Genomic DNA, 21,080 nt, shown 5'->3' with positions numbered 1-21,080 from the left:
AATCACGTGCGCCTGAACTTCTCGTGAACCCGGAACGGCCTCTCTGTTTACAGGTTAGAACGCGTACGTTCCAACCTGGGGATATTCATGAAGAAGATTCTATTGGCATCAGTTCTGGCCCTGGCGGCCGCGTCAGCCGCGATCGTTCCGTCGCAGGCTGAAACAGTGATCGTCAAGAACGGCAAGCATCACTGCCGCACCAGGGTGGTCACGCATTGGCGGCATCACCACAAGGTGGTCGAGAAGGTCAGGGTCTGTAACTGACCATGTCCAAGCAACTGACCCGGTCGGCGAAAGCCGGCCGGGTTTTTCATGCGCCTAAAGCGCGGCGTCGAACTGGATTCATGCGACGCGCTTAGGGTCCCTTTATGCACGTCGTCGTCCCAAAAGCGATGTCACGTTTGGGCGGCATGCATTAGCTATTCCCGAGCTTGCTCGCTGCGCGCGCCAGCGCTTCGATCTCATCCCACTTGCCCGCCTTAACCATATCGTCGGGCGCGACCCAGGAGCCGCCGACGCAGATGACATTAGGCAGGCTGAGGTAGTCGGCCGCGTTCTTGCCGGTGATGCCGCCGGTCGGGCAGAATTTGACATCCGCCAGCGGCGAGGCGAAGGCCTTCAGCGAAGCGATGCCGCCGGACTGCTCGGCCGGGAAGAATTTCAGGAAGCGCAGGCCCGCCTCGCGCGCGGCCATGATCTCGCCGGGCGTGATGGCGCCGGGCAGCAGAGGGACCTCGCTGTCAGCGGCCGCGGCCAGAAGCTCGCGCGTGATGCCGGGGCTGACGATGAAACGCGAGCCTGCGGACGCGGCTTCGTTGAATTGCCTGGCGTCCAGAATGGTGCCGGCGCCGACGATGGCCTCTTCGACCTCAGCCGCCACCTGCCGGATCGCTTCCAGAGCATCGGCGGTTCTCAGGGTAATCTCGATCGCCGGCAGGCCGCCACGCGCCAGGGCGCGGGCCAGCGGCACGGCGTCGGCCACATCGGCGATCTTGAGGACCGGAATGACCGGCTGGCCATTGAGGAGCGACAGGAGTTTCTCGGTCTTGCTGGGCATTTGTCTCTCCATATCGTGGGCAATTCAACCGATTAGCAGACGCGTGTTTTTCTGTCCATGAAACGAAGCGTGTCGCGGTGTCACGCGTCCTGGGATGATCAAGCCGGCCATTACCATCACACACAATGACGGGCTGATGAACGGTGTCGCCTTGAATCGGTTGCCATGAGCGTCTAGTTGCTGCGGACAATGACACCGTCCGCGCCATCCCAGCCTGTCCGCGTCGCCGCGCTTTACCGGTTTGCCCGGCTGGACGCGTTCGGCGAGCTGCGCGTGCCGCTCGCGGCCTTCTGCCGCGGACGCGGTATCAAGGGCACGCTGCTCCTGGCGCATGAAGGGATCAACGGCACCGTTGCCGGCAGCGAAGCCGCGATCGCCGATCTCATCGAGCATATCGAAACTATCGATGGACTGGCTGGCCTCGAGGTCAAGTACAGCATGGCTGCGGCAATGCCGTTCCACCGCATGAAGGTGCGGTTGAAGCGCGAGATCGTCACCATGGGCGTCGAGGATATCGACCCGGCGACGAGTGCGGGGACCTATGTGGCGCCCGCCGATTGGAACGCGCTGATTTCCGAGCCCGGCACGATCGTCGTCGACACGCGCAACGCCTATGAGGTCTCGATCGGCACCTTCAAGGGCGCGGTCGATCCGGCGACCGCGAGCTTTCGCGATTTTCCGGCCTGGGTGGAAGCGCACAAGGCGGATTTCGAAGGGCGCAAGGTGGCGATGTTCTGTACCGGCGGCATACGCTGCGAAAAGGCGACCGCCTATGTCAGGTCGCTCGGCTTCGAGGACGTCTTCCACCTCAAGGGCGGTATCCTCAAATATCTCGAGGAGGTTCCGGCGGAGCAGAGCCTGTGGCAGGGCGAGTGCTTCGTCTTCGACGAGCGGGTTTCCGTATCGCACGGCCTCGCCGAGGGCGAAGCGGAACTGTGTCGAGCCTGCCGCCACCCGGTGACGGCCAGCGAGCTGACGTCGCCGAAATATGCCACGGGCGTTTCCTGCCCGCATTGCTTCGACGTCCGTTCGGACGAAGACCGCAAGCGCTATGCGGAGCGCCAGCGGCAGGTGGCGCTGGCCGAGGCGCGCGGCAAGGGACCGCATATCGGATCGTGATCGAGCATCCGGGCCGGCTGTCATTGCAATGTCAAGCTTCGGGACCTACGTCTTCGGCGTCGAAACCTGCCCGTTCGGCCGGGCTCATGCTGGAGGCATTGAATGTTCGATCCCAAGAAGCTTCTCGACGATCTGCTCGGCTCGCAAATTCCCGGCACCAGCGGCACTGTCCGCGACAAGGCCGGGCAGGCGGTGCAGATGGCCAAGGACAACCCGTTGGCCGCGGGCGCGCTGGCGGCGGTGCTGCTTGGAACGGGTGCCGGCCGCGAAGTGACGGGTGCAGCCGTGAAGCTCGGCGGGCTCGCCGCGATCGGCGGCCTCGCCTACAAGGCCTACCAGAATTACAAGGCCGGCAACGCGCCGGAGCAAGCGCCAGCCGCCGGCGAACCGGAATTGCTGCCGCCGCCCAAGGACACGGCCTTCCATCCGTCGCAGGCGCCGCAAGGCGAGGATGAATTCACGCTGACGCTGGTGCGGGCGATGATCTCGGCCGCCAAGGCCGATGGCCATGTCGACGACGACGAGCGCAAGAAGATCGCCGGCAAGCTCAGCCTTGCAGGGATTGGCGCCGAGGCCGAGAAATTCCTGATGGCCGAACTGGAGAAGCCGCTCGATCTCGACACGCTGGTGGCCGGCGCCCATACCGACGCACAGAAGCTCGAACTTTACACCGCCTCGCGCCTGACCATCGATCCGGACACACGCGCCGAGCGCGGCTATCTCGACCTGCTCGCCGGACGGCTGGGCCTGCCGGACGCGCTGGTCGACCATGTCGAGGCGACAGTTTCAGCGGCCAAGGTGCCGGCGGCCAAGGCGGGCACCTCGCCCAATCCGCGCTGGTAGGCCAAAACGGCACAGGTCACGTTTCCAGCGTTAACCTTTCATTAACTCAGGAAGCGCATCATTCTACACAGTCGGATCGGCTTTTCCTCCTCCCAAGCCCGGTTCAGATCAGGGCGGTCGCCAATGACCGCCCTTTTTGTCGGCGGCTAGCTTCGTCGAAAACTGGCCCCGATCATCCCCCGAAGTCCATTCCCAGACAGCAAAAACCGGCATCTTTTTGGGTGCTTCAGGGAACGCACCGCACGCTTGGCTCTTGTCTTACGCATGCCATTGTCCCAAAACCGCTACGCGCTTTTTGGGCGACCTACATTCGGAGGACAGCCATGACCGAGCAGAAAACCGCCATTGTCACCGGCGCCGGCACGGGCATCGGCAAAAGCGTCGCCACGGCGCTGCTTGAGGCGGGCTGGAACACCGTGTTCTGCGGACGCCGCAAATCCGTGCTGGATGCGGCGGTCGCCGAGGCCGGGCCGACGGAGGCCAGGGCCCTGGCGGTTGCCTGCGACATCAGCAAGGTTGGCGAGGTGTACGATCTGTTCGAGACGGTGGCGGAAGCGTTCGGCCGCGTCGATCTGCTCTTCAACAATGCCGGCATGGGCTACAAGTCGACGCCGATCGACGAGATCCCGGTCGAGGTGTGGGACGAGATCGTCGGGGTCAACCTCACAGGTTCGTTCCTGTGCGCGCGCGCCGCCTTCGGCGCCATGCGCAAGCAGCGGCCGATGGGCGGGCGTATCATCAACAACGGCTCGGTGTCGGCCTATGCGCCGCGCCCGGGCTCGGTGCCCTATACGGCCACCAAGCATGCGATCACCGGGCTGACCAAGACGCTGGCGCTCGACGGCCGCCCCTATGATATCGCCTGCGGCCAGATCGACATCGGCAACGCGCTGACCGATATGGCGCAGCCGATGACCGTCGGCGTGCCGCAGGCCAATGGCTCCATCGCCGCCGAAGCGGTGATGGATGTCCAGCATGTCGCGAATGCCGTCCTCCACATGGCCAGCCTGCCGCTTGACGCCAATGTGCTGTTCATGACCGTGATGGCGACCAAGATGCCGTTTGTCGGGCGCGGCTGAGCGGCGGGTGCCGGCAGGGCTTTCGCCGCCGGTTCATTTGGCCGCCAGCGGCACGCCGGGCTTGAACAGCAAAATCGGCCTGATCTCGTAAACGGCTGTAGGATTGACGCGGCGAAGGTCGCGGGCGATCGCGATGGCGTCGTCTCTCGTGGCGCAGTCGACGACATAGAGGCCGAGCAACTGTTCCTTGGTCTCGGCGAAAGGACCGTCGAGGATAACGCCGTCGCCCGGGCCGCGCAGGGTGCAGGCATCCTGTGTCGCTCCCAGACGCGCGGAGGGTCCAAGCGTACCTTCCTCGTGAAGCCTGGTGTTTATCTTCAGCAACTCGGCCATCAGCGCCGCATCTTCCTGCGGCGTCAGCGCCTTGATCGCGTCCTCGACGTGATAGGCAAGGATTGCATAGAACATCCGGGGTCCCTCATCTTGTCTGATCCGCGGAAGTCGTAGCCGTTTTCGGCATGCCCGCCCAGTCTTGGCCAAGCGCCTCCGGACGGCTCATGACACCGCCGTGGCGACCGGCCGTAATCTATCTCGACGAGGAGACCGGCCCGCCTTAAGCCTCACTTCGCCAGGAACGCTCCAATCCTGTCCAGTGCGCGCGAGATGTTCTCCTCGGAATTGGCGTAGGAGAGCCTGACATAGCCTTCGCCGAGAATGCCGAAATCGGGACCGCCGATCAGCGCCACGCCGGCATCATCGAGCAGCGCCGAGGCAAGCTTCTTGGCCTTCCAGCCGGTCTTCGACACGTTGGGGAAGGCATAGAATGCGCCCTTGGGCGTGATGCAGGAGATGTTGGGCAAGGCGTTCAGTCCTTCGACGACGACCTTCCTGCGCCGATCGAAGGCGCGCATCATCTTGTCGACGTCGTCCTGCGGGCCGTCGATGGCGGCGATGCCGGCGAACTGGCTGGGCGCGTTGACGCAGGACCAGCAATTGACCGCCAGCTTGCGCACCTTGTCGTAGAGATGGGCGCCCTTGTCGCCGTTCGGCCAGATCGACCAGCCCATGCGCCAGCCGGTCATCGCCCAGGTCTTGGACCAGCCGTTGAGCACGATCAGGCGGTCGCGGATTTCGGGGTAGCGGAGCAGCGAGCAATGCGTCTCGCCGTCATAGGTCATGACGTCGTAGATCTCGTCGGACAGGATGGCGACATCGGGGTGCTTCTCCAGCCCCTTGACCAGCTTTTCGATCTCGGCGCGCGGCGTCACGCCGCCGGTCGGGTTGGCCGGCGAGTTGAGGATCAGCAGCCTGGTCTTTTTGGTGATCAGCGCCAGCGTCTCCTCGGCGGAGAAGGCAAAGCCGTTCTCCTCGCGCATCGGCACAGAAATGGGGGCCGCACCGGTGAACTCGATCATCGAGCGGTAGATGGGAAAGCCGGGGTCCGGATAGAGGATCTCGGCGCCGGGTTCGCCGAACATCAGGATGGCGGCGAACATGGTCGGCTTGCCGCCAGGTAGGATCATCACCGCTTCGGGCGAGACCTCGACGCCGGTGGTGGTCAGCGTGCGCCGCACCACCGCTTCGCGCGTCGCCAGAAGCCCGTTGGCCGGCGTGTAGCCGTGATGGCCGTCATGCAGCGCCTTGATCGCGGCTTCGACGATGTGGTGCGGCGTCTTGAAGTCGGGCTGGCCGATACCGAGGTTGACGATGTCGCGGCCCTGGCTCGCCAGCGCCGTCGCGCGCGCCAGCACGGCAAAGGCGTTTTCCTCGCCGAGACGATCGAAGGCCGAAATCGTGTGGAGCATTTTTCCCGTCCGTGTGGTTCTTACCATGAGGTTGCGTTTTTGTGAGCCTCATCAGGCAAAAGTCAAACGGATTGGAGCTTTCGGTGTCGGAAAATCTCAAGGATTGGCAACCGCGTCCGCGCCCGGAGCGCAAGGTGCTGGAGGGCCGCACTGTCAGGCTCGAACCGCTGAGTGCCGCAAAGCATGGCGACGGCCTCTATGAGGCGTCCTCGGTTTCCGACGTCGACGGCCGCTTCGCCTGGCTGCCGGACTATCCGCCGGAAACCCGCGCCGCCTTCCAGCCTTGGCTGGACAAGGTCGAAGCCAGTGAGGATCCGCTTTTCTTCACCGTCATCGACAAGGCCAGCGGCAAAGTCGCAGGTCGCCAGACGCTGATGCGCATCGATCCCGCCTACGGCGTTATCGAGATCGGCAATATCTATTGGGGCCCACTGATTTCACGAAAGCCGGCGGCGACGGAAGCGCAGTTCCTGTTCATGAAATACATCTTCGACGAGCTCGGCTACCGGCGCTACGAATGGAAGTGCAACAACCGCAACGAGCCGTCGAAGCGGGCGGCGGAACGCTTCGGCTTCAAGTTCGAGGGGATTTTCCGCCAGCATCTCATCGTCAAGGGTGAAAACCGCGATACCGCGTGGTATTCGATCATCGACAAGGAGTGGCCGGCCCTTCGCAAAGCCTATGAGGCGTGGCTCGATCCGGCCAATTTCGACGGCGCCGGCCAGCAGAAACGACGGCTCGAGGATTTTCGCGCGGAGTTCGGGGCTTAGGGCACTTCCAGGAAAAATGCGTGGCGGTTTTCCGTCCGGAATTGCGTGGTAACAAAGCGCTTCAGGAGTCTGCCATTGGCGCATGCCCATTCCCACGACCATAGCGGGCATGATCACGGGGCCGGCCATGTGCATGGCTCGACCGACAAGAAGCGCGTTCTGATCGCGGCCTGCCTGACGGCGGGCTTCATGGTGGCGGAAGCGTTTGGCGGTCTTTTCACCGGGTCGCTGGCGCTGCTGGCGGACGCCGGCCACATGCTTGCCGACGCCATCGCGCTCGGCCTTGCCTGGTATGCGTTTCATCTCGCGGACCGGCCGGGGACGGGCCGTCTCACCTACGGCTTCGGCCGGGTGAAGACGCTGGTCGCCTATACCAACGGCATCGCCATCTTCGTTATCGCGCTCTGGATCGTCTATGAGGCGTGGGAGCGCCTGCAGAGGCCGCCGCCGGTGCTGGGCGGACCGATGCTGGTCGTGGCGGTGCTCGGTCTGCTGGTCAATATAGGCTCCTTCCTGGCGCTGCATGGCGGCGATCGCGAGAGCCTCAACATGCGCGGCGCCATATTGCATGTGCTTGGCGACCTGCTGGGCTCGGCCGCGGCGATCGTGGCGGCGGTTGTCATCCTTGCGACCGGCTGGACGCCGATCGACCCGATCCTGTCGGTGCTCGTCGCGTTGCTGATCCTGTCGACGGCATGGTCGCTGATGCGTGCCGCGGCCCATGTGCTGCTCGAAGGCGTGCCGGAGAGCCTTGACCGGGATCTCATCGCCAGGGACCTCGAAAAGACCATCCAGGGCGTGCGTGAAGTGCACCATATGCACATCTGGTCGCTCGACGGCGCCAGCAACATGGCGACGCTGCATGCCTGCCTGGACGAAGGCGTCGACGCGCACCAGGCGGTCAGCGCCATCAAGAAGCGGCTTGCCAGCGAGCACGCCATCAGCCATGCCACCGTGGAACCGGAGTTCGGCCAATGCGCCGACGACGGCGACGGTCATGAGTATGAACCCGATGCGGCCGCGCATCACGGCCACCACCACTAGGCCCGGTCAATGACCGGCCCTGTCTCAGGAGTTCCACTGCCTTGGAAGCCAGCTTGACCAACGCCCACCGTCCTGGTCCAGCCTAATGGACCGAGATACCAGGAATTCGGCCATCGCTGCGCTGTTGATCCTACTTCTGTTCGGCACGGCGGCCTTTTATCTGCCGACCGTCATGCTGGCACTCGGCAGCCTTTCGACAGTGCTCGCGGGCATTTTCGGCGTCGTCTTCGTGCTGGCGTTTTTTACAGTTTTCTGGCTGCGGGCCCGCAGCCAGCGCAAGAACCAGGACAAATAAGGGAAGTTTGACATGCGCATTCTGATCACCGGCGCCGCGGGCATGGTCGGCTGCAAACTCATCGCCCGGCTGGCCAAGGACGGCACGCTGCGCGGCAAGAAGATCACCGCACTCGAACTGCACGACATCGTGTCGCCGCAGGCGCCGACCCTCGACGGTGTCAGCATCCATACCCATACCGGCGATCTCGCCGAGGCGGGCGCCGCCGAAAGCCTGGTCGCGTCGCGTCCCGACGTCATTTTCCACCTCGCCGGCATCGTGTCCGGCGAGGCGGAAGCCAATTTCGATCTCGGCTACCGCGTCAATCTCGACGGGACGCGGGCGCTGTTCGATGCCATCCGGCTGGCGGGCTTTGCGCCACGCATCGTCTTCACCTCATCGATCGCCGTGTTCGGCGCGCCGTTCCCGGATGTCATTCCCGATGACTTCCACCCGACTCCGCTGACCTCCTACGGCACGCAGAAACAGATGAGCGAGGCGCTGCTGGCCGACTATACCAGGCGCGGTTTCTTCGACGGCATCGGCATCCGGCTGCCGACGATCTGCGTGCGGCCAGGCAAGCCCAACAAGGCGGCCTCCAGCTTCTTCTCCGGCATCATCCGCGAGCCGCTGAGCGGCCACGAGGCGATCCTGCCGGTGCCGCGCTCGGTCGTGCACACCCATGCCAGCCCGCGCTCGGCCGTGAACTTCCTGATCCATGCGGCTGAAATCGATGGTGCGGCCGTTGGGCCGCGCCGTAACCTGACGATGCCGGGCGTCGCCGTCACCGTCGGCGAGCAGATCGAGGCGCTGGAACGCATTGCCGGCGCGAAGGCAGTGAAGTTGATCCGCGAGGAGCCAGATGAGACGATCTGGGCGATCGTCAAGGGCTGGCCGACGCGGTTCGAGGCGCGGCGGTCACGAGAACTCGGTTTTGTGGCCGAGAAGAGTTTCGACGAGATCATCCGCGCCCATATCGAGGATGAACTCGGCGGCAAGATTCCCGGTTAACGGTCTGCGGGCCCCCATCACGTTCGATCGGGATGGGACAGGCCTAGACGCTGCCCGTCAGGCTCGCTGAAAGCAACAACAGTCCGAACAGGAAGACGAAGGCGGCGCCGCCGATCTCGACGACCGAATGGATGCGGTTGCCCATGCGGCCGTCGCCGGCGAAATAAACCGCCCAGTTCTTGGCGGTCACCGCGACCGTCGCCAGCGCGGACACAGTGATCGCGGTTCCGATCGACATCGCCAGCACCGACAGCAGCCCACCGAGCCAGAGCCCGTTGAGCAGTGCGAAGCTCAGCACGATCAGCGCGCCGGAGCAGGGGCGGATGCCAACCGCCGCCACCGCCGTCCAGGCCGTGCGCCAGTCGAAGCGGTCGCCCGACAGCAGCGCCGGATCGGGCGCATGCGAGTGGCCGCAGGTTTCGCAGACTTCGCCGGCCGCGTGGCCATGATGCGCATGATCGTGCGCGCCATGGTCCTGGTGGTGGTCATACGCGCCGTGATGGTCGTGCGAATGGCCATGTGCATGGTCGTGGTCTTCATGAACGTGCAGCGCATGCGAATGAGCATGCGCCGAATGAGCAGCCTGCGAATGGCTGGCGTGGGAATGCCCGGCATGGGCCGCCGACAGGCTGTAAGCGGGTGCCCCGCCGAACAGGCGCGTGATGGAAGGACCGAGCTTGCGCCACAGCAGCCAGGCGCCGAACAGCGTGACAAAGACAAAGCTCATGATCTCCATGAACCAGGCCGCGTCGGTCATCGAGACGGCCGTGCCGCGCAGCACGAAATAAGCGAGCGCCATCACCGCTACCGCGGTCAGACCCTGCAGCAGGGCCGAGACGAAGGACAACAGGATGCCGCGCCGCAGCGCCACTTCATTGGCCACCATGTAGGACGAGATCACCGCCTTGCCGTGGCCGGGGCCGGCGGCGTGGAAGATGCCGTAGGCGAAGGATAGGCCGACGAGTATCCAGATCTTGCTGCCGTCCTGGCGCATCGCCTTCATGGCCGTTGCCAGCGCACGATAGAATTCCTGTTGCCTCAGATTAATCCACATCAGGACGTGGGCGAACGGACCGGTGCTGGGCGCCATGCCGTCATTGACGCCGATGCCCAGCGAACTCTGGGCGTGCGCGGCGTTGGCGAAATGCATCGTGACAAAGGTGAGGGCCAACAGGCCGAATGCCAAACGCAGGGACGGTTTCGTCACCGGGTTCATCCTTCTGGCTGACAGTTCAGTTCGAGCTTGGTGGCAAAGATCTTGCTCATGTTTGTGCCTGTCGGGTCGTTGAAGAAGGCATCCGTCAGGGTTTTCTGGTTTTCCTTGATGGCTTCGTCCGGATCCGGCCGGATGACCTTGCTGGCGCAGTTCGGCGGCAGTCCTTCGACCGTGATGTTGGAATCCTCGGTGAAATCGATTGCCGTATAGAAGGTCGGGTCGTAGACGCCGATGTCGATCTTGCCGGTCAGCTTGATCGGCGCCTTGGGTTCGGACTCGAACAGGATGATCAGTTGGTCGTTGTCGAAATTGGCCATCAGATGTGGAGGTGGCACCATCGTCACGTCCTTACCGTTCTGCGTGACGAGCTGGAAATAATTGAATTCGGCCAGAGAGGCATGAACGGTGTCGGCGACCTCCTTCAACTCCTTGTCGTCAAGCTTCAGGTCGGAGTTCTTGTCGAACTCCATCATCACCGTACTCGAAAATAGGTCGTCGAAGCGCCAGAGATGGCGTAGCGCTTTCACGCTTTGGTGATCCGGAGACAGGATCACGTCGAGCCGCGCCTCGGCGAAAACATGCGGATGCACATAAGCCGGCCCCGTGGCGGCAAGAGTCGCCGCCAAGCCCGAAGCCAACATGATTGCGTGCCGTTTCAGGTGCATTCCCGGTCGCGATTCCCTTGGCTTCGGAGAAAGCCCGACAGTTACCACAAAGGGGGCGAAATTGGGACCGCGAGACGATTGAAACGGATCAAGCAATCTCACGCGTCCTGAACCACTGCACCAGGAAGTCGACGAAAACGCGGACCTTGGCCGGCAAATAGCGGCGGTGCGGGTAGACGGCGAAGATACCGCCGCCGGACAGGATGCGGTCGTCAAGCACCGTCACCAACTGGCCGCTCTTGAGATCGGGCGCGGCGATGAAATCCGGCAGGATGCAAAACCCGAGCCCCGACATGGCGGCGGCGCGCGCCGCCATCGGGCTGTTGACCTCGATAGGGCCGGACACGGCGACGCTCAACTGATCGTTGTTGTCGCCCTTGAACGCCCAGTTGTTCAATCCGCGGCCATTGGTGTCGACGATGCAAGGCATGTGGCCGAGATCCTGCGGCCGTGTCGGCATGCCATGCTTGGCGATCAGCTCCGGCGACGCGCAGAGCTTTACGGAGAATGGCGCCAGCCGTCTGGCGATCAGCGACGAGTTCTCCAGACGCGATATGCGCACCGCGAGATCGAAGCCTTCCTCGACCAGGTCGACGAAGCGGTCGTCGAGCTGGATGTCGAGCACGATGTCGGGGTGCTGCTTGGCGAAATCGATCAGCGACTGGCCGACCGGCGCGTCGGCGAAGGTGCGCGGCGCCGACAGCTTGATCCGGCCGCGCACATCGCCGGAGGATTCGCGCACCGCGTCGGCCAGGCTATCGACTTCGCGCACGATCTCCGAGGCGCGCCGGTAATAGGTATGACCGGCCTCGGTCATCGAAAACTGGCGCGTGGTGCGGTTCAAGAGCAGCGCGCCGAGCTCGTCCTCCAGCTCGCGTACATATTTCGACAACAGCGCCTTGGAGCGGCCGATCTTGCGCGCCGCCGCCGAAAAGCCCTCGGCCTCGACCACATCGATGAAGGCACGCATGCGGGTCAGTGTGTCCATGGATCAGGCCTTTCGTGCGGCGTCCAAAGCGCGTCGCGTCGAAGCGGATTCATGCGACGCGCTTTGAGTTTTTGTTTGATGCATGTCGTCATCGCAAAACCGAGGTCACTTTTGCGCGACATGCATTAGAAGTTTTCGGCCGAGCCGTATCAGGGCAATGTCGCTGCCGGAAGGGCCCAGCAGCGACAGGCCGAACGGAGCGCCGGCGACCGAGCCGATGGGCAGGGTGATCTGTGGAAAGCCCGACAGGCCGGCAAGGCACAGAAGATGCAGCGCCCGCTCGCGATAGGCCTGGAACTGCTCGGGTGTGCTGTCCACATAGGGCGCCGGCCCCGGCACCGTCGGCAGGATGAGGAATCCGTCCTCGCCGAGCAGGGCGCCGAGTTCGCCGCGGAAGGTCAGCCGGCGCACCCTCTCGGCCTGTGCCGTGCGGTCATCGACGGCACGGCCAAAGCCGAATCGCTCCTCGACGCCGGGGCCGAGGTCGCGCTCGCCGCTGGTGATCCATTCGCCATGCACCGCCCAGGCCTCCCTGGCCTGCAGCCGGCGAAAGCACCAGTAGAGTTCATCCGGGGAAGAGCTGAAGCGCGTCGTCGGCGTCGCCGGCGCGCCGAAGACCGCGCTCGCCAGCGCCGTCATCCCGGCATATTCGTCGAGCGCCGGCCGGGCGACCATCTCGTCCAGCCAGGCGAGCGTCAGCGGACGGTCCAGCGTGTGCTGGTGCGGGTCGCGGCTGAGCAGAAGCTTGCCGACGGCTTCGTAGGTATCGATGTCATTCGCGAACCAGCCGAATGTGTCGAAGCTCGGCGCCAGCTTCATGGTGCCGTCGAGAGAGATGCGGCCATGTGTGGTGCGCAGCCCGATCAGCCCGCAAAAACTCGCCGGCGCGCGGATCGAGCCGCCGGTGTCGGAGCCGGTGGCGATATCGGCCAGCCCACCCGCGACCGCCGCCGCCGACCCCGACGACGAGCCGCCGGTGACGCGGTCGGGCGCGGCAGGGTTTACCGGAAACGGGAAATGCGCGTTCTGGCCGAACAGCGCGAAGGCAAGCTCGTCGGTCTGGGTCTTGCCGACAAAGCGCGCGCCGGCGTCGAGAATCATCTGGATGGCGGGGGCGGTGCGCGAGGCGGCAGGGCTTTCGGCGAATTTCCGCAAATTTCCGCAGCCGGTGCGGTAGCCGGCAACGTCGTAGATGTCCTTGACGGCCAGCCGCAGTCCGGCGAGCGGGCCGAGCTTGGCATGCGCCACCGGCACTTGGCGAAGATCGAGAAAGGCGTTGAGAGGGCCGTGCGTGCCTGTCATTGTTCGATATCCGGATACGTTTGCGCCAACATTGTTCGGTGCCGGAAATTTTACAACCTGAGATACGATTTTTATTGATTGTGACGGCCACCGGCCATATATCGCGCTTGCCCAAAGTCGCACGTGCCTGTGGGTGTCCGCCGATCCTCGAATGGTGAGGGCAATCGGTAAGGTAACTGGAGCTAACCCCTCCAGTCGGTTTAGCGGCCAACCGCCAGACCGAGGACACCTTGAAGCAACGACGGTGCGGGCCTTTCTGGTTCTCTGCCGGTTGTCCAAAGACCGGGGTTACTGAAGAGGCACACCTTCATTGCCGGCAGTGCGGAACGGGGTTCTCCCAATCCAAGCCAAGGCAGACAAAGCGAACCGAAGCCGGGCAAGGCTAGGTTCATCGCCGCGAGACGGCGTTTCATGGTTCCGGGGTCTCCACCGGCTGGTTCCATGGATTTTCCGTCCCGCCTTTGTTTGACCGCGTGTTCGCGAGGCCGACAGCCCGCGTCCGCACCCTTGTGCGCGCCGAAAGGCGTGATGGAGATACCGATGGCTACCCAGCGCATCCTCGACTTTCTCGCCACCCGACGTCCGACCGGCCCGTGCCTCGTCGTCGATCTCGATGTCGTGCGCGACAATTTCCGCGCCTTCGAGAAGGCGCTGCCCGATTCCAAGATCTACTATGCGGTGAAAGCAAACCCGGCGCCGGAGATCCTGCGCCTGCTTGCTGCGATGGGCTCGTCCTTCGACACCGCATCCGTTGCCGAAGTCGAGATGGCGATGGACGCCGGTGCGCCGGCCGACCGCATCTCCTTCGGCAACACCATCAAGAAGGAGCGTGACATCGCCCGCGCTTACCAGCTCGGCATCCGGCTGTTCGCGGTCGACTGCGTCGAGGAGGTCGAGAAGATCGCCCGCGCCGCTCCCGGCGCGCGCGTGTTCTGCCGCGTGCTGACCGATGGCGAGGGTGCCGAATGGCCGCTGTCGCGCAAGTTCGGCTGCGTGCCGGCCATGGCCGTCGACGTGCTGCGCCATGCCAAGGGCCTCGGCCTCGACGCCTATGGCGTGTCGTTCCATGTCGGCTCGCAGCAGACCGACCTGACCGCCTGGGACCGTGCGCTCGCCGACGCCAAGACGGTGTTTTCGACGCTGGCCGAGGAAGGCATCGTACTCAAGATGGTCAATATGGGCGGCGGTTTCCCGACCCGTTATCTGAAGGACGTGCCGGTGGCGCAAGCCTATGGCCAGGCGATCTTCTCGGCGCTGCGCAAGCATTTCGGCAATGCGCTGCCCGAGACCATCATCGAGCCGGGCCGCGGCATGGTCGGCAATGCCGGCGTCATCAAGTCGGAAGTCGTGCTGATCTCGAAGAAGGCCGACAACGACAATGTGCGCTGGGTGTTCCTCGACATCGGCAAGTTCGGCGGTCTGGCCGAGACGATGGACGAGGCGATCCGCTACCCGATCGTCACCGCGCATGACGGCGGCGAGACCGCGCCTTGCGTGCTCGCCGGCCCGACCTGCGATTCGGCCGATGTGATGTACGAGAAGACGCCGTACCCGCTGCCTCTGTCGCTGACCATCGGCGACGAGGTGCTGATCGAAGGCACCGGCGCTTACACGACCACCTATTCGGCGGTCGCTTTCAACGGCTTCGAGCCTCTCCGATCCTACGTGATCTGACGGTTCGAAAGAGCCGGTCAGATCATCCCAGGTGGGCGCCTGTCGCCCGCCCGGGTTCGCTTGTGGAACAGATCTCCGCTCGTGAAGGATTGCGGAAATGGACATTGCAAATTTCGTTGTTGAGGACGCCGCGCACGGAATCTCCCCCCTTGAGAGGGAGATGGCCACGAAGTGGCCAGAGGGGGTCGGTTCGACCGGATGCGACCTCCTGCGGCGTATGGATGTTGGCGCTTCACGCGCGACCCCCTCTGTCGCCTTTGGCGACATCTCCCCCTCAAGGGGGGAGAGTGCCCGCGCCATTGTCGTCATTGCCGAAACCGCTGGTGACGTCGCGGCCCGCGAGGCGCTGCTCGACGACGCCATGGGGCCGAAGCGCAAGACAAAGTCATCCGAAAAACTGCGGCGCGGCCGCCGGCCTTCCGAAGGCCTGGCTTTCGTTGCGCGCGATGCATCCGGCTCCGTCATGGGCACGGTGCGGCTGTGGGATGTGACGCTCGGCGAGGCCGGTCCGGCAGCACTTCTGCTTGGCCCGCTTGCCGTCGATCCGTCGCTCAAGAATGCCGGCATCGGCTCGGTGCTGATGCGCCATGCCATCGCCGAGGCGGCGCGGCTGGGCCACGCGGCGATCCTGCTGGTCGGCGATGCGCCTTACTACGGACGCTTCGGCTTTTCGGCCACCAAGACCGGCTCGCTTGCCATGCCGGGGCCGTACGAGCGGCACCGCTTGTTGGCGCTGGAGCTGGTGGAGGGCGCGCTTGACGGCGCGCGGGGTACGCTGAAGGCATCCGGCCGCAAGCTGAAGGCGCAGGCGCCGACTCTGGCGGCCTGAATCATCCACCCGAACCCGAACAAAAACGCCGCCCGATAAGGCGGCGTTTTTCGTGATCGGTGAAGCGATCGGCGGTTGTGTGCTCAGCCGATCAGCTGGCTGAGCGCCATGGCGACCGTCATGTCGCCCTCGACCTTTATCTTGCCGGTCATGAACGCCATGGTCGGGTTCAGGTCGCCTGATATCAGTGAATCGAGATCGTCGAGCGAGAGCTTGATGGTGCAGTCGGTGGGGGCGTCGGTGGTCGAAACAGTTGCGCCGTCGATGACGATGACGCCGTCGCTGCCGGTGTCGAATTTCACGGAACGATCGAACCCGCTGCTGGCCACGCGCGACTTGATCTTCTCGGCAATCTGCTGAACGCTCACGCTGTTCTCCTGTTCTGGTTGCATCTGCTTGTCTGGTTGCACCTGTCGCGCAACGGCGCTTCGGTCCGGCCGAAGCCCATGCCGCATCTGTGGCGATCACAATCGCTGCCGCATATAGCTTTGGATTGACGTTTACGTCAACGCGAATTGCAGCGGCTGGTTCCTATCGCCGCACCGGCGAAACAGCCGGGACCATCGGTGCGTGGCCGTGCCGGGTGGCGTCAATGCGCGCTGACCGGCTTGGCCGTCTCGGGCGCGGTTGTGCCGGATTCCTGCCGGCGGCGCAGCCAGTTGTCGCGGATCTCGTCCTTGCTCAGGAAATTGACCTGGTCGACCAGAACCTCATGCACGAGGTCCGCGCCGACACGGGTATTGACAGTGTCGCGGATGGCGGCGCGAAAGGCATCGAGGTCGATCGTCGCCCTCTTGGTGAAGTCGATCTGGGGATTGGCGTAGAGGTAGGTGTAGACCTGGTCGGTGATCAATGCCTCGGCCGGGACCGAGAGCTTTTTTATCTGCTCGGGCTCGACGGTGTAGACGAGCTTGGCCAGGAAGTAGCCGTCGATCCTGGAATCGCGGATCAGCGGCACCGAAATGATGTCGGTCTTGACGTAGTCCAGCCCGCCCAGCATCGGCTTGGGTTTCTCGCCGACGCCGCGTTCGCCGGCGGCCTGGAACGAATAAAATACCGCGCCGAGGGTGGCGGCGCACACCCAGACCGCGATGGCGATGACCTTGATCATTCGGAGACCGAGCCCGACATTGTCGCGCTCTAACCTTTCAGCCGGCCGAACTCGCCGGCGGAATAGGTACCGTCGGTTTCGGCGCGCTGGATAGCGCTGCGCAGGAGGCTGGCGACTTCGTTGACGGCGCTCAGATGCGCCAGGATCGCCGCCTCGTTGCGGGCCAGCTTCTGCCGCAGCCGGGTCAGGCCCTCGCGGTGCTGTTCGAGGAATTCGGCTTCGCTGCCGCCCTTCATGGCGCGCGTCAATTCGTAGAGATAGCGGCTCTTGCGGGCATTCGACGCCTTGAGGTCATAGCTGGTGTCGCTGCGGATGCCGGCGGTCTCTTCCTCGACCACCTCCTCGATGCGGCCGATGATGGCGGCAAGATTTCCGGGGCGCGCGAACGGAATCGACGCTTCCGACGCAGTCGCGCGCGCTGGCAGGTTGGCGATGAATTCGGATGAGTCGGCCATGGTGTTTCCAGTCTAGATCTTGATGTCTGTTTTTATGGTTGTCTCGTCGCCGGTCATCGACCTGGCGGCCTTGCGCTGCAATTCCTGGACGAGCGAGATGGACAGACGGGTTTGCTGATCGATCTCGATCTTTTCCGGTCCATTTGAAACCGGGCCGATCGGCACCTTGCGCTTGCCGTCGAGATAGTGGTCGGCGAGCAGCGACTTGGCGATGCCGATGCCGCCGCGATCGGCCATGACGTCGGCGACGCGCTCGGCGAGTTGCGATTTCCACATGTCGCCGGCGAGACCCTTGCCATAGACGCCCTCGGTGTCCTTGGGCAGCATGTTCTGGATGAAGGTCTGCAGCACCATGGCCTCGAACTTCTTGAACTTCTTGGCCGGATCGGTCCCGGCGGCGTGTTCGGCGGAGGCGCGCGACAGGATCGAGCCGGCGTCGACCGATGCGGCGGCGTCGACCGAGAACGTGCCTGCGGCACCGCCGGCACGCTTGGTCAGCGCGGCACGGGCAGCCTCGATGTCCGCCGGCTCCGCGGCTCGGGCGACATCCATAACGATGTCGCTGGGTGGAGAAATCGCCAAGAAAGTCCGCCTTTTGCCGGTTTTCCTTTAGCCAGACCATGCCTCAAGAAGCTTGTGGCAGGCTTGCGGGCCATGCTCGGCCTATTCGTCGGCTTCATGGCCCCGCTTCTGCGCGATCAGATCGAGGCGTTCGCGGTCGGAACGTTCGCGCTCGTCGCGGTTGCGCACGTCCTTGTAGGCGCGTTCGACCATGTTGGTGCGGGCGGTTGCCGCGGCGATGAGGCCGGCTTCCTGCCTGGCGCCCTCCAGGCTCTTCTCTTGGCGCGCCACCGCCTGGGCGATGCGGCGATGATAGAGATCGGGGAACAGGCCGGAAAGCGAATTGTCCTGGTCGAAGTGTCCGATCAATTCCCTGGCCTCTGCCGCGGCGGCGTTGGCGGCGGCCAGGAAGGTGGCGTGACGGGTTTCATGCAGCGCCTTCAGCTGTTCCTGCACCTTGACCAGTTTCTTGAGGCGATCCTTGCGCGTGCTCATGTCACCTCGCCAGCGTCAGGTCGACGAAGCCATTGACGAACAGCGACAGCATGGTGCCGACAGCGAAATAGAAGATGATCATGCCGCCGGCGATGACGAAGGGCTGGGAGATGAAATAGATCGGGATCTGCGGGGTCAGCTTGTTGACGAAGCCGATCGTCAGATTGACCAGAATGGCATAGGCGACAAACGGGCTGCCGAGGCGGATGACCAGGAAGAAGGTGTCCGACACGGTGTCGGTGATGTCGACGAGGGCCGCCTGCGGGTTGAAGAAGACGTTGACGGGCGCCACCGTATAGGAGGCCACCAGGGCGCGCACGATCTCATGGTCGAAATCGAAGACGAACAGCATCAGCAGCGCCGAGAACGAGATGATGGCGGCAAGGGCGGCCTGCGGTTCCGGCTCCTCGATCGCCGGTCCGCCCGAGCCGCCATAGCCGATCAGCATGGCGATGGCCGAACCCATGAAGCGCAGCGCTTCCATGTAGAGCCTGGTCATGGCGCCGATCAGACCGCCGACCAGGAGTTCCGAAATGATCATCGGCACCAGGACCTGCGGGCGCGGATCGACGAAGGGAAAGATGCGGTCCCAGAGGAAGGCGAGCAGGCCGCCGGTGGCGGCCACCGCCACGAACAGCCTGACCTGCATCGGGACGCGCGCGCTGGACAGGCCCGGCATCAGCATGAAGCAGGCGCCGATGCGGCAGAAGGCGAGGAATGCCGCGATGACGACCGCTTGCGAGAGAACGCTCACGATATGGTTCCGAGCACCCTGATCTCGACGCCCTTGGCGATTTCGACATGGGAGAGCACCGGCAGCGTTGTGAACAGGCGCTCGATGATCATGCGCACATAGGGGCGGGCGTCCGGCGCGGTGACGAGGACGAAACGTTCGCCGGCTTCCAGGTGCTTCTTGATCGCCTTGGTGGCGTCCTGGCCGAATTCTTCCAGCTGGCGCGGATCGATGTCGAATTCGCGCACCTCGCCCTTGGCGTCGCGCTTGAGGCTCTGGTGGAAAGCAAGGTCCCAGCGGTTGCCGAGGCGCAGCACCTTGAGCACGCCGCCCTCGGACAGGTCGCCGCAGATCTGCTGGGCCATGCGGATGCGGACATGCTCGACGATCTGCTCGGTGCGGCGCACATGCGGCGCGATCTCGGCGATCGCCTCGATGATCAGGTGCAGGTTGCGGATCGAGACGCGCTCGGCCAGAAGCAGCTTCAGCACGGCCTGCAGGCCCGGGTAGGAGATGTGCGTGGTGCAGATCTCGTCGGCGAGCTTGCGGTATTCCTGGTCCTGGCGTTCGAGCAGCGCCTTCATGTCCTTGTAGGATAGAAGCTGCGGCAGGTTGTTGCGGATGACTTCCGAGAGATGGGTGAGCAGCACCGACATGTTGTCGGCGAAAGTGAAGTTCTCGCGCTTCAAATCCTCGGCGAAGGTTTCCATGACGGAATAGGCGCGCATGCCGAAGGCGGGCTCGCGGATCTCTTCGCCCGGTATTTCGGGCAAGTCGCGGTTGCCGAGCAGCACCATGATCTCACCGACGCGCATCGAATATTCTGCGACCACCGTGCCGTGCACCTTGATCTGGTAGCTCTTCGGCGGGATAGCGAAATCGTCGGCAACGCGCACCTCTGGCACGACGAAGCCGTATTGCTGGGCGAATTTCTTGCGCATCTTGGCCATGCGGAAGACCAGTTCCTGATGCGAGACCAGCAGCCGGGTCGAAAGCTGCTTGCCGATCAGCAGCTCGATCTCGGCGGTGGCGAGCGAGGCCTTGACCGAGTTCTTCTCTTCCTCGGCCTTGGTCGCCTTCTCCTGGCTCTTCAGCGCCTCGGCTTCGGCGACGGCGCGGTCGTGGCGCATCGGGATGACGTAGCCGAGGCCGGCCATGCCGGCGGCGAGCGCGAAGAAGGGAAACAGTGGCAGGCCAGGCATAAGGCCGAGCAGCACCAGCAGCGCCGCCGCCACATAGAGGGCGCGCGGATGGGCGCCGAGCTGGCCGAACACGGCCTGGTTGGTGGATCCGCGGGTGCCGCCCTTTGAAACGAGCAGACCGGCGGCGAGCGACACGATCAGCGCCGGGATCTGGGTGACCAGACCGTCGCCGACCGACAGCTTGATGAACACGTCGGCGGCCTCGCCCATGCCCATGCCGTGCCTGATATAGCCGATGGCGATGCCGCCGACGATGTTGATGGCGGTGATGATGAGGCCGGCGATGGCGTCGCCGCGGACGAATTTCGAGGCGCCGTCCATCGAGCCGAAGAAAGACGATTCCTCCTCCAGCTCGCGGCGGCGCAGCTGCGCCGTCTTTTCGTCGATCATGCCGGCGGAGAGATCGGCGTCGATCGACATCTGCTTGCCGGGGATGGCATCGAGGGTGAAGCGGGCGCCGACTTCGGCGATACGGGTGGCGCCCTTGGTAATGACGATGAAGTTCACCACGATCAGGATCATGAAGACGATCATGCCGATGACGAAGTCGCTGGCCATGACCAGCTTTGAGAAGCCGGCGATGACATAGCCGGCGGCGTGCGTGCCCTCATTGCCATGCGACAGGATCATACGCGTGGTGGCGATGTTGAGCGATAGCCGCAGCATGGTGGCGATGAGCAGCACGGTCGGGAACGACGAGAAATCGAGGGGCCGCTGGATCCACAGCGCCACCATCAGGATCAGCACCGAAAGCGCGATCGAGAAGGCGAGGCCGATGTCGATGAGGAAGGCGGGGATCGGCAGGAACAGAACCGCCAGGATGACGACGATGCCGAGCGCGAAGAAGATGTCGCGGCCGTTCTTGGCCACCGCGCCGGGCTGGATGCTTTCGCTGATCGCCATTCTC

General features: G+C 64.0%; 24 protein-coding genes. 10 read left to right on the top strand and 14 right to left on the bottom strand.

Annotated elements, in window-relative coordinates; translation table 11 throughout:
- Window positions 1–87: 87 nt before the first annotated feature.
- Window positions 88–264 carry a hypothetical protein gene (locus tag FJW03_RS18855; protein WP_181165494.1) on the top strand — a complete coding sequence of 59 codons (177 nt, stop codon included), beginning with the start codon at window positions 88–90 and terminating at the stop codon, window positions 262–264.
- Window positions 265–415: 151 nt separating this feature from the next.
- Here FJW03_RS18855 and FJW03_RS18850 read toward each other — a convergent pair whose 3' ends face one another.
- Window positions 416–1,057: a 2-dehydro-3-deoxy-phosphogluconate aldolase gene (locus FJW03_RS18850; protein ID WP_140690433.1), complete on the bottom strand. Its 642-nt coding sequence runs from the start codon at window positions 1,055–1,057 to the stop codon at window positions 416–418.
- A 189-nt stretch (window positions 1,058–1,246) separates the two neighbouring features.
- On the opposite strand from FJW03_RS18850, the gene FJW03_RS18845 reads away from it, so the two are divergent.
- The 3 genes from FJW03_RS18845 (at window position 1,247) to FJW03_RS18835 (ending at window position 4,098) form a co-directional block, all read left to right on the top strand.
- Window positions 1,247–2,176, top strand: coding sequence for a rhodanese-related sulfurtransferase (locus tag FJW03_RS18845; protein WP_140759928.1), 930 nt, complete (start codon window positions 1,247–1,249; stop codon window positions 2,174–2,176).
- A gap of 102 nt (window positions 2,177–2,278) precedes the next feature.
- Complete coding sequence (locus FJW03_RS18840) at window positions 2,279–3,019, top strand: tellurite resistance TerB family protein (protein WP_140690431.1); 741 nt, start codon at window positions 2,279–2,281, stop codon at window positions 3,017–3,019.
- A gap of 323 nt (window positions 3,020–3,342) precedes the next feature.
- Entirely contained in the window at window positions 3,343–4,098 is a 756-nt protein-coding gene (locus FJW03_RS18835; RefSeq protein ID WP_140759464.1) for an SDR family oxidoreductase, read from the top strand.
- A gap of 33 nt (window positions 4,099–4,131) precedes the next feature.
- Here FJW03_RS18835 and FJW03_RS18830 read toward each other — a convergent pair whose 3' ends face one another.
- Together FJW03_RS18830 and FJW03_RS18825 are read right to left on the bottom strand one after the other, a co-directional pair.
- Window positions 4,132–4,506 (bottom strand): YciI family protein, encoded by a 375-nt coding sequence (locus tag FJW03_RS18830; RefSeq protein WP_140759467.1) that lies wholly within the window; start codon window positions 4,504–4,506, stop codon window positions 4,132–4,134.
- A 152-nt stretch (window positions 4,507–4,658) separates the two neighbouring features.
- Window positions 4,659–5,843, bottom strand: coding sequence for a pyridoxal phosphate-dependent aminotransferase (locus tag FJW03_RS18825; protein WP_140759470.1), 1,185 nt, complete (start codon window positions 5,841–5,843; stop codon window positions 4,659–4,661).
- Window positions 5,844–5,926: 83 nt separating this feature from the next.
- Here FJW03_RS18825 and FJW03_RS18820 point away from each other — a divergent pair, with 83 nt between their 5' ends.
- The 4 genes from FJW03_RS18820 (at window position 5,927) to denD (ending at window position 8,942) form a co-directional block, all read left to right on the top strand.
- The gene (locus FJW03_RS18820) at window positions 5,927–6,613 is read left to right on the top strand and encodes a GNAT family N-acetyltransferase (RefSeq protein WP_140759473.1); all 687 of its coding nucleotides are present in this window, start codon (window positions 5,927–5,929) and stop codon (window positions 6,611–6,613) included.
- 75 nt (window positions 6,614–6,688) lie between these two features.
- Window positions 6,689–7,657: a cation diffusion facilitator family transporter gene (locus FJW03_RS18815; RefSeq protein WP_140759476.1), complete on the top strand. Its 969-nt coding sequence runs from the start codon at window positions 6,689–6,691 to the stop codon at window positions 7,655–7,657.
- Window positions 7,658–7,742: 85 nt separating this feature from the next.
- A complete protein-coding gene (locus FJW03_RS18810) occupies window positions 7,743–7,952 on the top strand; it encodes a hypothetical protein (protein WP_140759479.1) in 210 nt (69 codons plus the stop codon).
- 12 nt (window positions 7,953–7,964) lie between these two features.
- Window positions 7,965–8,942: a D-erythronate dehydrogenase gene (gene denD, locus FJW03_RS18805; RefSeq protein ID WP_140759482.1), complete on the top strand. Its 978-nt coding sequence runs from the start codon at window positions 7,965–7,967 to the stop codon at window positions 8,940–8,942.
- A 43-nt stretch (window positions 8,943–8,985) separates the two neighbouring features.
- Here the strand turns inward: denD and FJW03_RS18800 are convergent, their stop codons facing one another.
- From FJW03_RS18800 to FJW03_RS18785, 4 genes are all read right to left on the bottom strand, one after another.
- Window positions 8,986–10,158: a nickel/cobalt transporter gene (locus tag FJW03_RS18800; protein ID WP_140759485.1), complete on the bottom strand. Its 1,173-nt coding sequence runs from the start codon at window positions 10,156–10,158 to the stop codon at window positions 8,986–8,988.
- On the bottom strand, window positions 10,155–10,823 hold the full coding sequence (locus FJW03_RS18795) for a DUF1007 family protein (protein WP_140759488.1): 669 nt from the start codon (window positions 10,821–10,823) through the stop codon (window positions 10,155–10,157). The genes FJW03_RS18800 and FJW03_RS18795 overlap by 4 nt, the downstream gene beginning before the upstream one ends.
- Window positions 10,824–10,911: 88 nt before the next feature.
- On the bottom strand, window positions 10,912–11,811 hold the full coding sequence (locus tag FJW03_RS18790) for a LysR family transcriptional regulator (RefSeq protein ID WP_140690414.1): 900 nt from the start codon (window positions 11,809–11,811) through the stop codon (window positions 10,912–10,914).
- Between the two features lie 105 nt (window positions 11,812–11,916).
- The gene (locus FJW03_RS18785; protein WP_140759491.1) at window positions 11,917–13,113 is read right to left on the bottom strand and encodes an amidase; all 1,197 of its coding nucleotides are present in this window, start codon (window positions 13,111–13,113) and stop codon (window positions 11,917–11,919) included.
- Window positions 13,114–13,653: 540 nt separating this feature from the next.
- Between FJW03_RS18785 and odc2 the strand changes: the two genes are divergently transcribed.
- Window positions 13,654–14,787, top strand: a complete 1,134-nt coding sequence (gene odc2 / locus FJW03_RS18780) for an ornithine/lysine decarboxylase (RefSeq protein ID WP_140607241.1) — start codon at window positions 13,654–13,656, stop codon at window positions 14,785–14,787.
- A gap of 160 nt (window positions 14,788–14,947) precedes the next feature.
- Complete coding sequence (locus tag FJW03_RS18775) at window positions 14,948–15,616, top strand: GNAT family N-acetyltransferase (RefSeq protein WP_226890405.1); 669 nt, start codon at window positions 14,948–14,950, stop codon at window positions 15,614–15,616.
- A gap of 83 nt (window positions 15,617–15,699) precedes the next feature.
- Here the strand turns inward: FJW03_RS18775 and FJW03_RS18770 are convergent, their stop codons facing one another.
- The 7 genes from FJW03_RS18770 to flhA form a co-directional block, all read right to left on the bottom strand.
- Window positions 15,700–15,984: an SCP2 sterol-binding domain-containing protein gene (locus FJW03_RS18770; protein ID WP_140607240.1), complete on the bottom strand. Its 285-nt coding sequence runs from the start codon at window positions 15,982–15,984 to the stop codon at window positions 15,700–15,702.
- Between the two features lie 221 nt (window positions 15,985–16,205).
- Window positions 16,206–16,727, bottom strand: coding sequence for a hypothetical protein (locus FJW03_RS18765; RefSeq protein WP_140607239.1), 522 nt, complete (start codon window positions 16,725–16,727; stop codon window positions 16,206–16,208).
- Between the two features lie 29 nt (window positions 16,728–16,756).
- Window positions 16,757–17,182 carry a hypothetical protein gene (locus FJW03_RS18760; RefSeq protein ID WP_140607238.1) on the bottom strand — a complete coding sequence of 142 codons (426 nt, stop codon included), beginning with the start codon at window positions 17,180–17,182 and terminating at the stop codon, window positions 16,757–16,759.
- A gap of 12 nt (window positions 17,183–17,194) precedes the next feature.
- Window positions 17,195–17,764 carry a rod-binding protein gene (locus FJW03_RS18755; protein WP_181173094.1) on the bottom strand — a complete coding sequence of 190 codons (570 nt, stop codon included), beginning with the start codon at window positions 17,762–17,764 and terminating at the stop codon, window positions 17,195–17,197.
- A gap of 81 nt (window positions 17,765–17,845) precedes the next feature.
- Window positions 17,846–18,238, bottom strand: a complete 393-nt coding sequence (locus FJW03_RS18750) for a hypothetical protein (RefSeq protein WP_140607237.1) — start codon at window positions 18,236–18,238, stop codon at window positions 17,846–17,848.
- Window position 18,239: 1 nt separating this feature from the next.
- The gene (gene fliR, locus FJW03_RS18745; RefSeq protein WP_140607236.1) at window positions 18,240–18,992 is read right to left on the bottom strand and encodes a flagellar biosynthetic protein FliR; all 753 of its coding nucleotides are present in this window, start codon (window positions 18,990–18,992) and stop codon (window positions 18,240–18,242) included.
- Window positions 18,989–21,076, bottom strand: coding sequence for a flagellar biosynthesis protein FlhA (gene flhA / locus FJW03_RS18740; protein ID WP_140607235.1), 2,088 nt, complete (start codon window positions 21,074–21,076; stop codon window positions 18,989–18,991). The genes fliR and flhA overlap by 4 nt, the downstream gene beginning before the upstream one ends.
- Between the last annotated feature and the right edge of the window lie 4 nt (window positions 21,077–21,080).

Source organism: Mesorhizobium sp. B4-1-4, from assembly GCF_006439395.2.
Taxonomy (GTDB): Bacteria; Pseudomonadota; Alphaproteobacteria; order Rhizobiales; family Rhizobiaceae; genus Mesorhizobium.
Note: the sequence above shows the minus strand (reverse complement) of the source record. Positions and strands in the feature narration are given on the sequence as shown.

Coding starts and splice junctions, on each gene's coding strand:
- FJW03_RS18855 (WP_181165494.1), top strand. CDS start 88: ATGAAGAAGATTCTATTGGCATCAGTTCTGGCCCTGGCGGCCGCGTCA.
- FJW03_RS18850 (WP_140690433.1), bottom strand. CDS start 1,057: ATGCCCAGCAAGACCGAGAAACTCCTGTCGCTCCTCAATGGCCAGCCG.
- FJW03_RS18845 (WP_140759928.1), top strand. CDS start 1,247: ATGACACCGTCCGCGCCATCCCAGCCTGTCCGCGTCGCCGCGCTTTAC.
- FJW03_RS18840 (WP_140690431.1), top strand. CDS start 2,279: ATGTTCGATCCCAAGAAGCTTCTCGACGATCTGCTCGGCTCGCAAATT.
- FJW03_RS18835 (WP_140759464.1), top strand. CDS start 3,343: ATGACCGAGCAGAAAACCGCCATTGTCACCGGCGCCGGCACGGGCATC.
- FJW03_RS18830 (WP_140759467.1), bottom strand. CDS start 4,506: ATGTTCTATGCAATCCTTGCCTATCACGTCGAGGACGCGATCAAGGCG.
- FJW03_RS18825 (WP_140759470.1), bottom strand. CDS start 5,843: ATGCTCCACACGATTTCGGCCTTCGATCGTCTCGGCGAGGAAAACGCC.
- FJW03_RS18810 (WP_140759479.1), top strand. CDS start 7,743: ATGGACCGAGATACCAGGAATTCGGCCATCGCTGCGCTGTTGATCCTA.
- denD (WP_140759482.1), top strand. CDS start 7,965: ATGCGCATTCTGATCACCGGCGCCGCGGGCATGGTCGGCTGCAAACTC.
- FJW03_RS18800 (WP_140759485.1), bottom strand. CDS start 10,158: ATGAACCCGGTGACGAAACCGTCCCTGCGTTTGGCATTCGGCCTGTTG.
- FJW03_RS18795 (WP_140759488.1), bottom strand. CDS start 10,823: ATGCACCTGAAACGGCACGCAATCATGTTGGCTTCGGGCTTGGCGGCG.
- FJW03_RS18790 (WP_140690414.1), bottom strand. CDS start 11,811: ATGGACACACTGACCCGCATGCGTGCCTTCATCGATGTGGTCGAGGCC.
- FJW03_RS18785 (WP_140759491.1), bottom strand. CDS start 13,113: ATGACAGGCACGCACGGCCCTCTCAACGCCTTTCTCGATCTTCGCCAA.
- odc2 (WP_140607241.1), top strand. CDS start 13,654: ATGGCTACCCAGCGCATCCTCGACTTTCTCGCCACCCGACGTCCGACC.
- FJW03_RS18775 (WP_226890405.1), top strand. CDS start 14,948: ATGGCCACGAAGTGGCCAGAGGGGGTCGGTTCGACCGGATGCGACCTC.
- FJW03_RS18765 (WP_140607239.1), bottom strand. CDS start 16,727: ATGATCAAGGTCATCGCCATCGCGGTCTGGGTGTGCGCCGCCACCCTC.
- FJW03_RS18760 (WP_140607238.1), bottom strand. CDS start 17,182: ATGGCCGACTCATCCGAATTCATCGCCAACCTGCCAGCGCGCGCGACT.
- FJW03_RS18750 (WP_140607237.1), bottom strand. CDS start 18,238: ATGAGCACGCGCAAGGATCGCCTCAAGAAACTGGTCAAGGTGCAGGAA.
- flhA (WP_140607235.1), bottom strand. CDS start 21,076: ATGGCGATCAGCGAAAGCATCCAGCCCGGCGCGGTGGCCAAGAACGGC.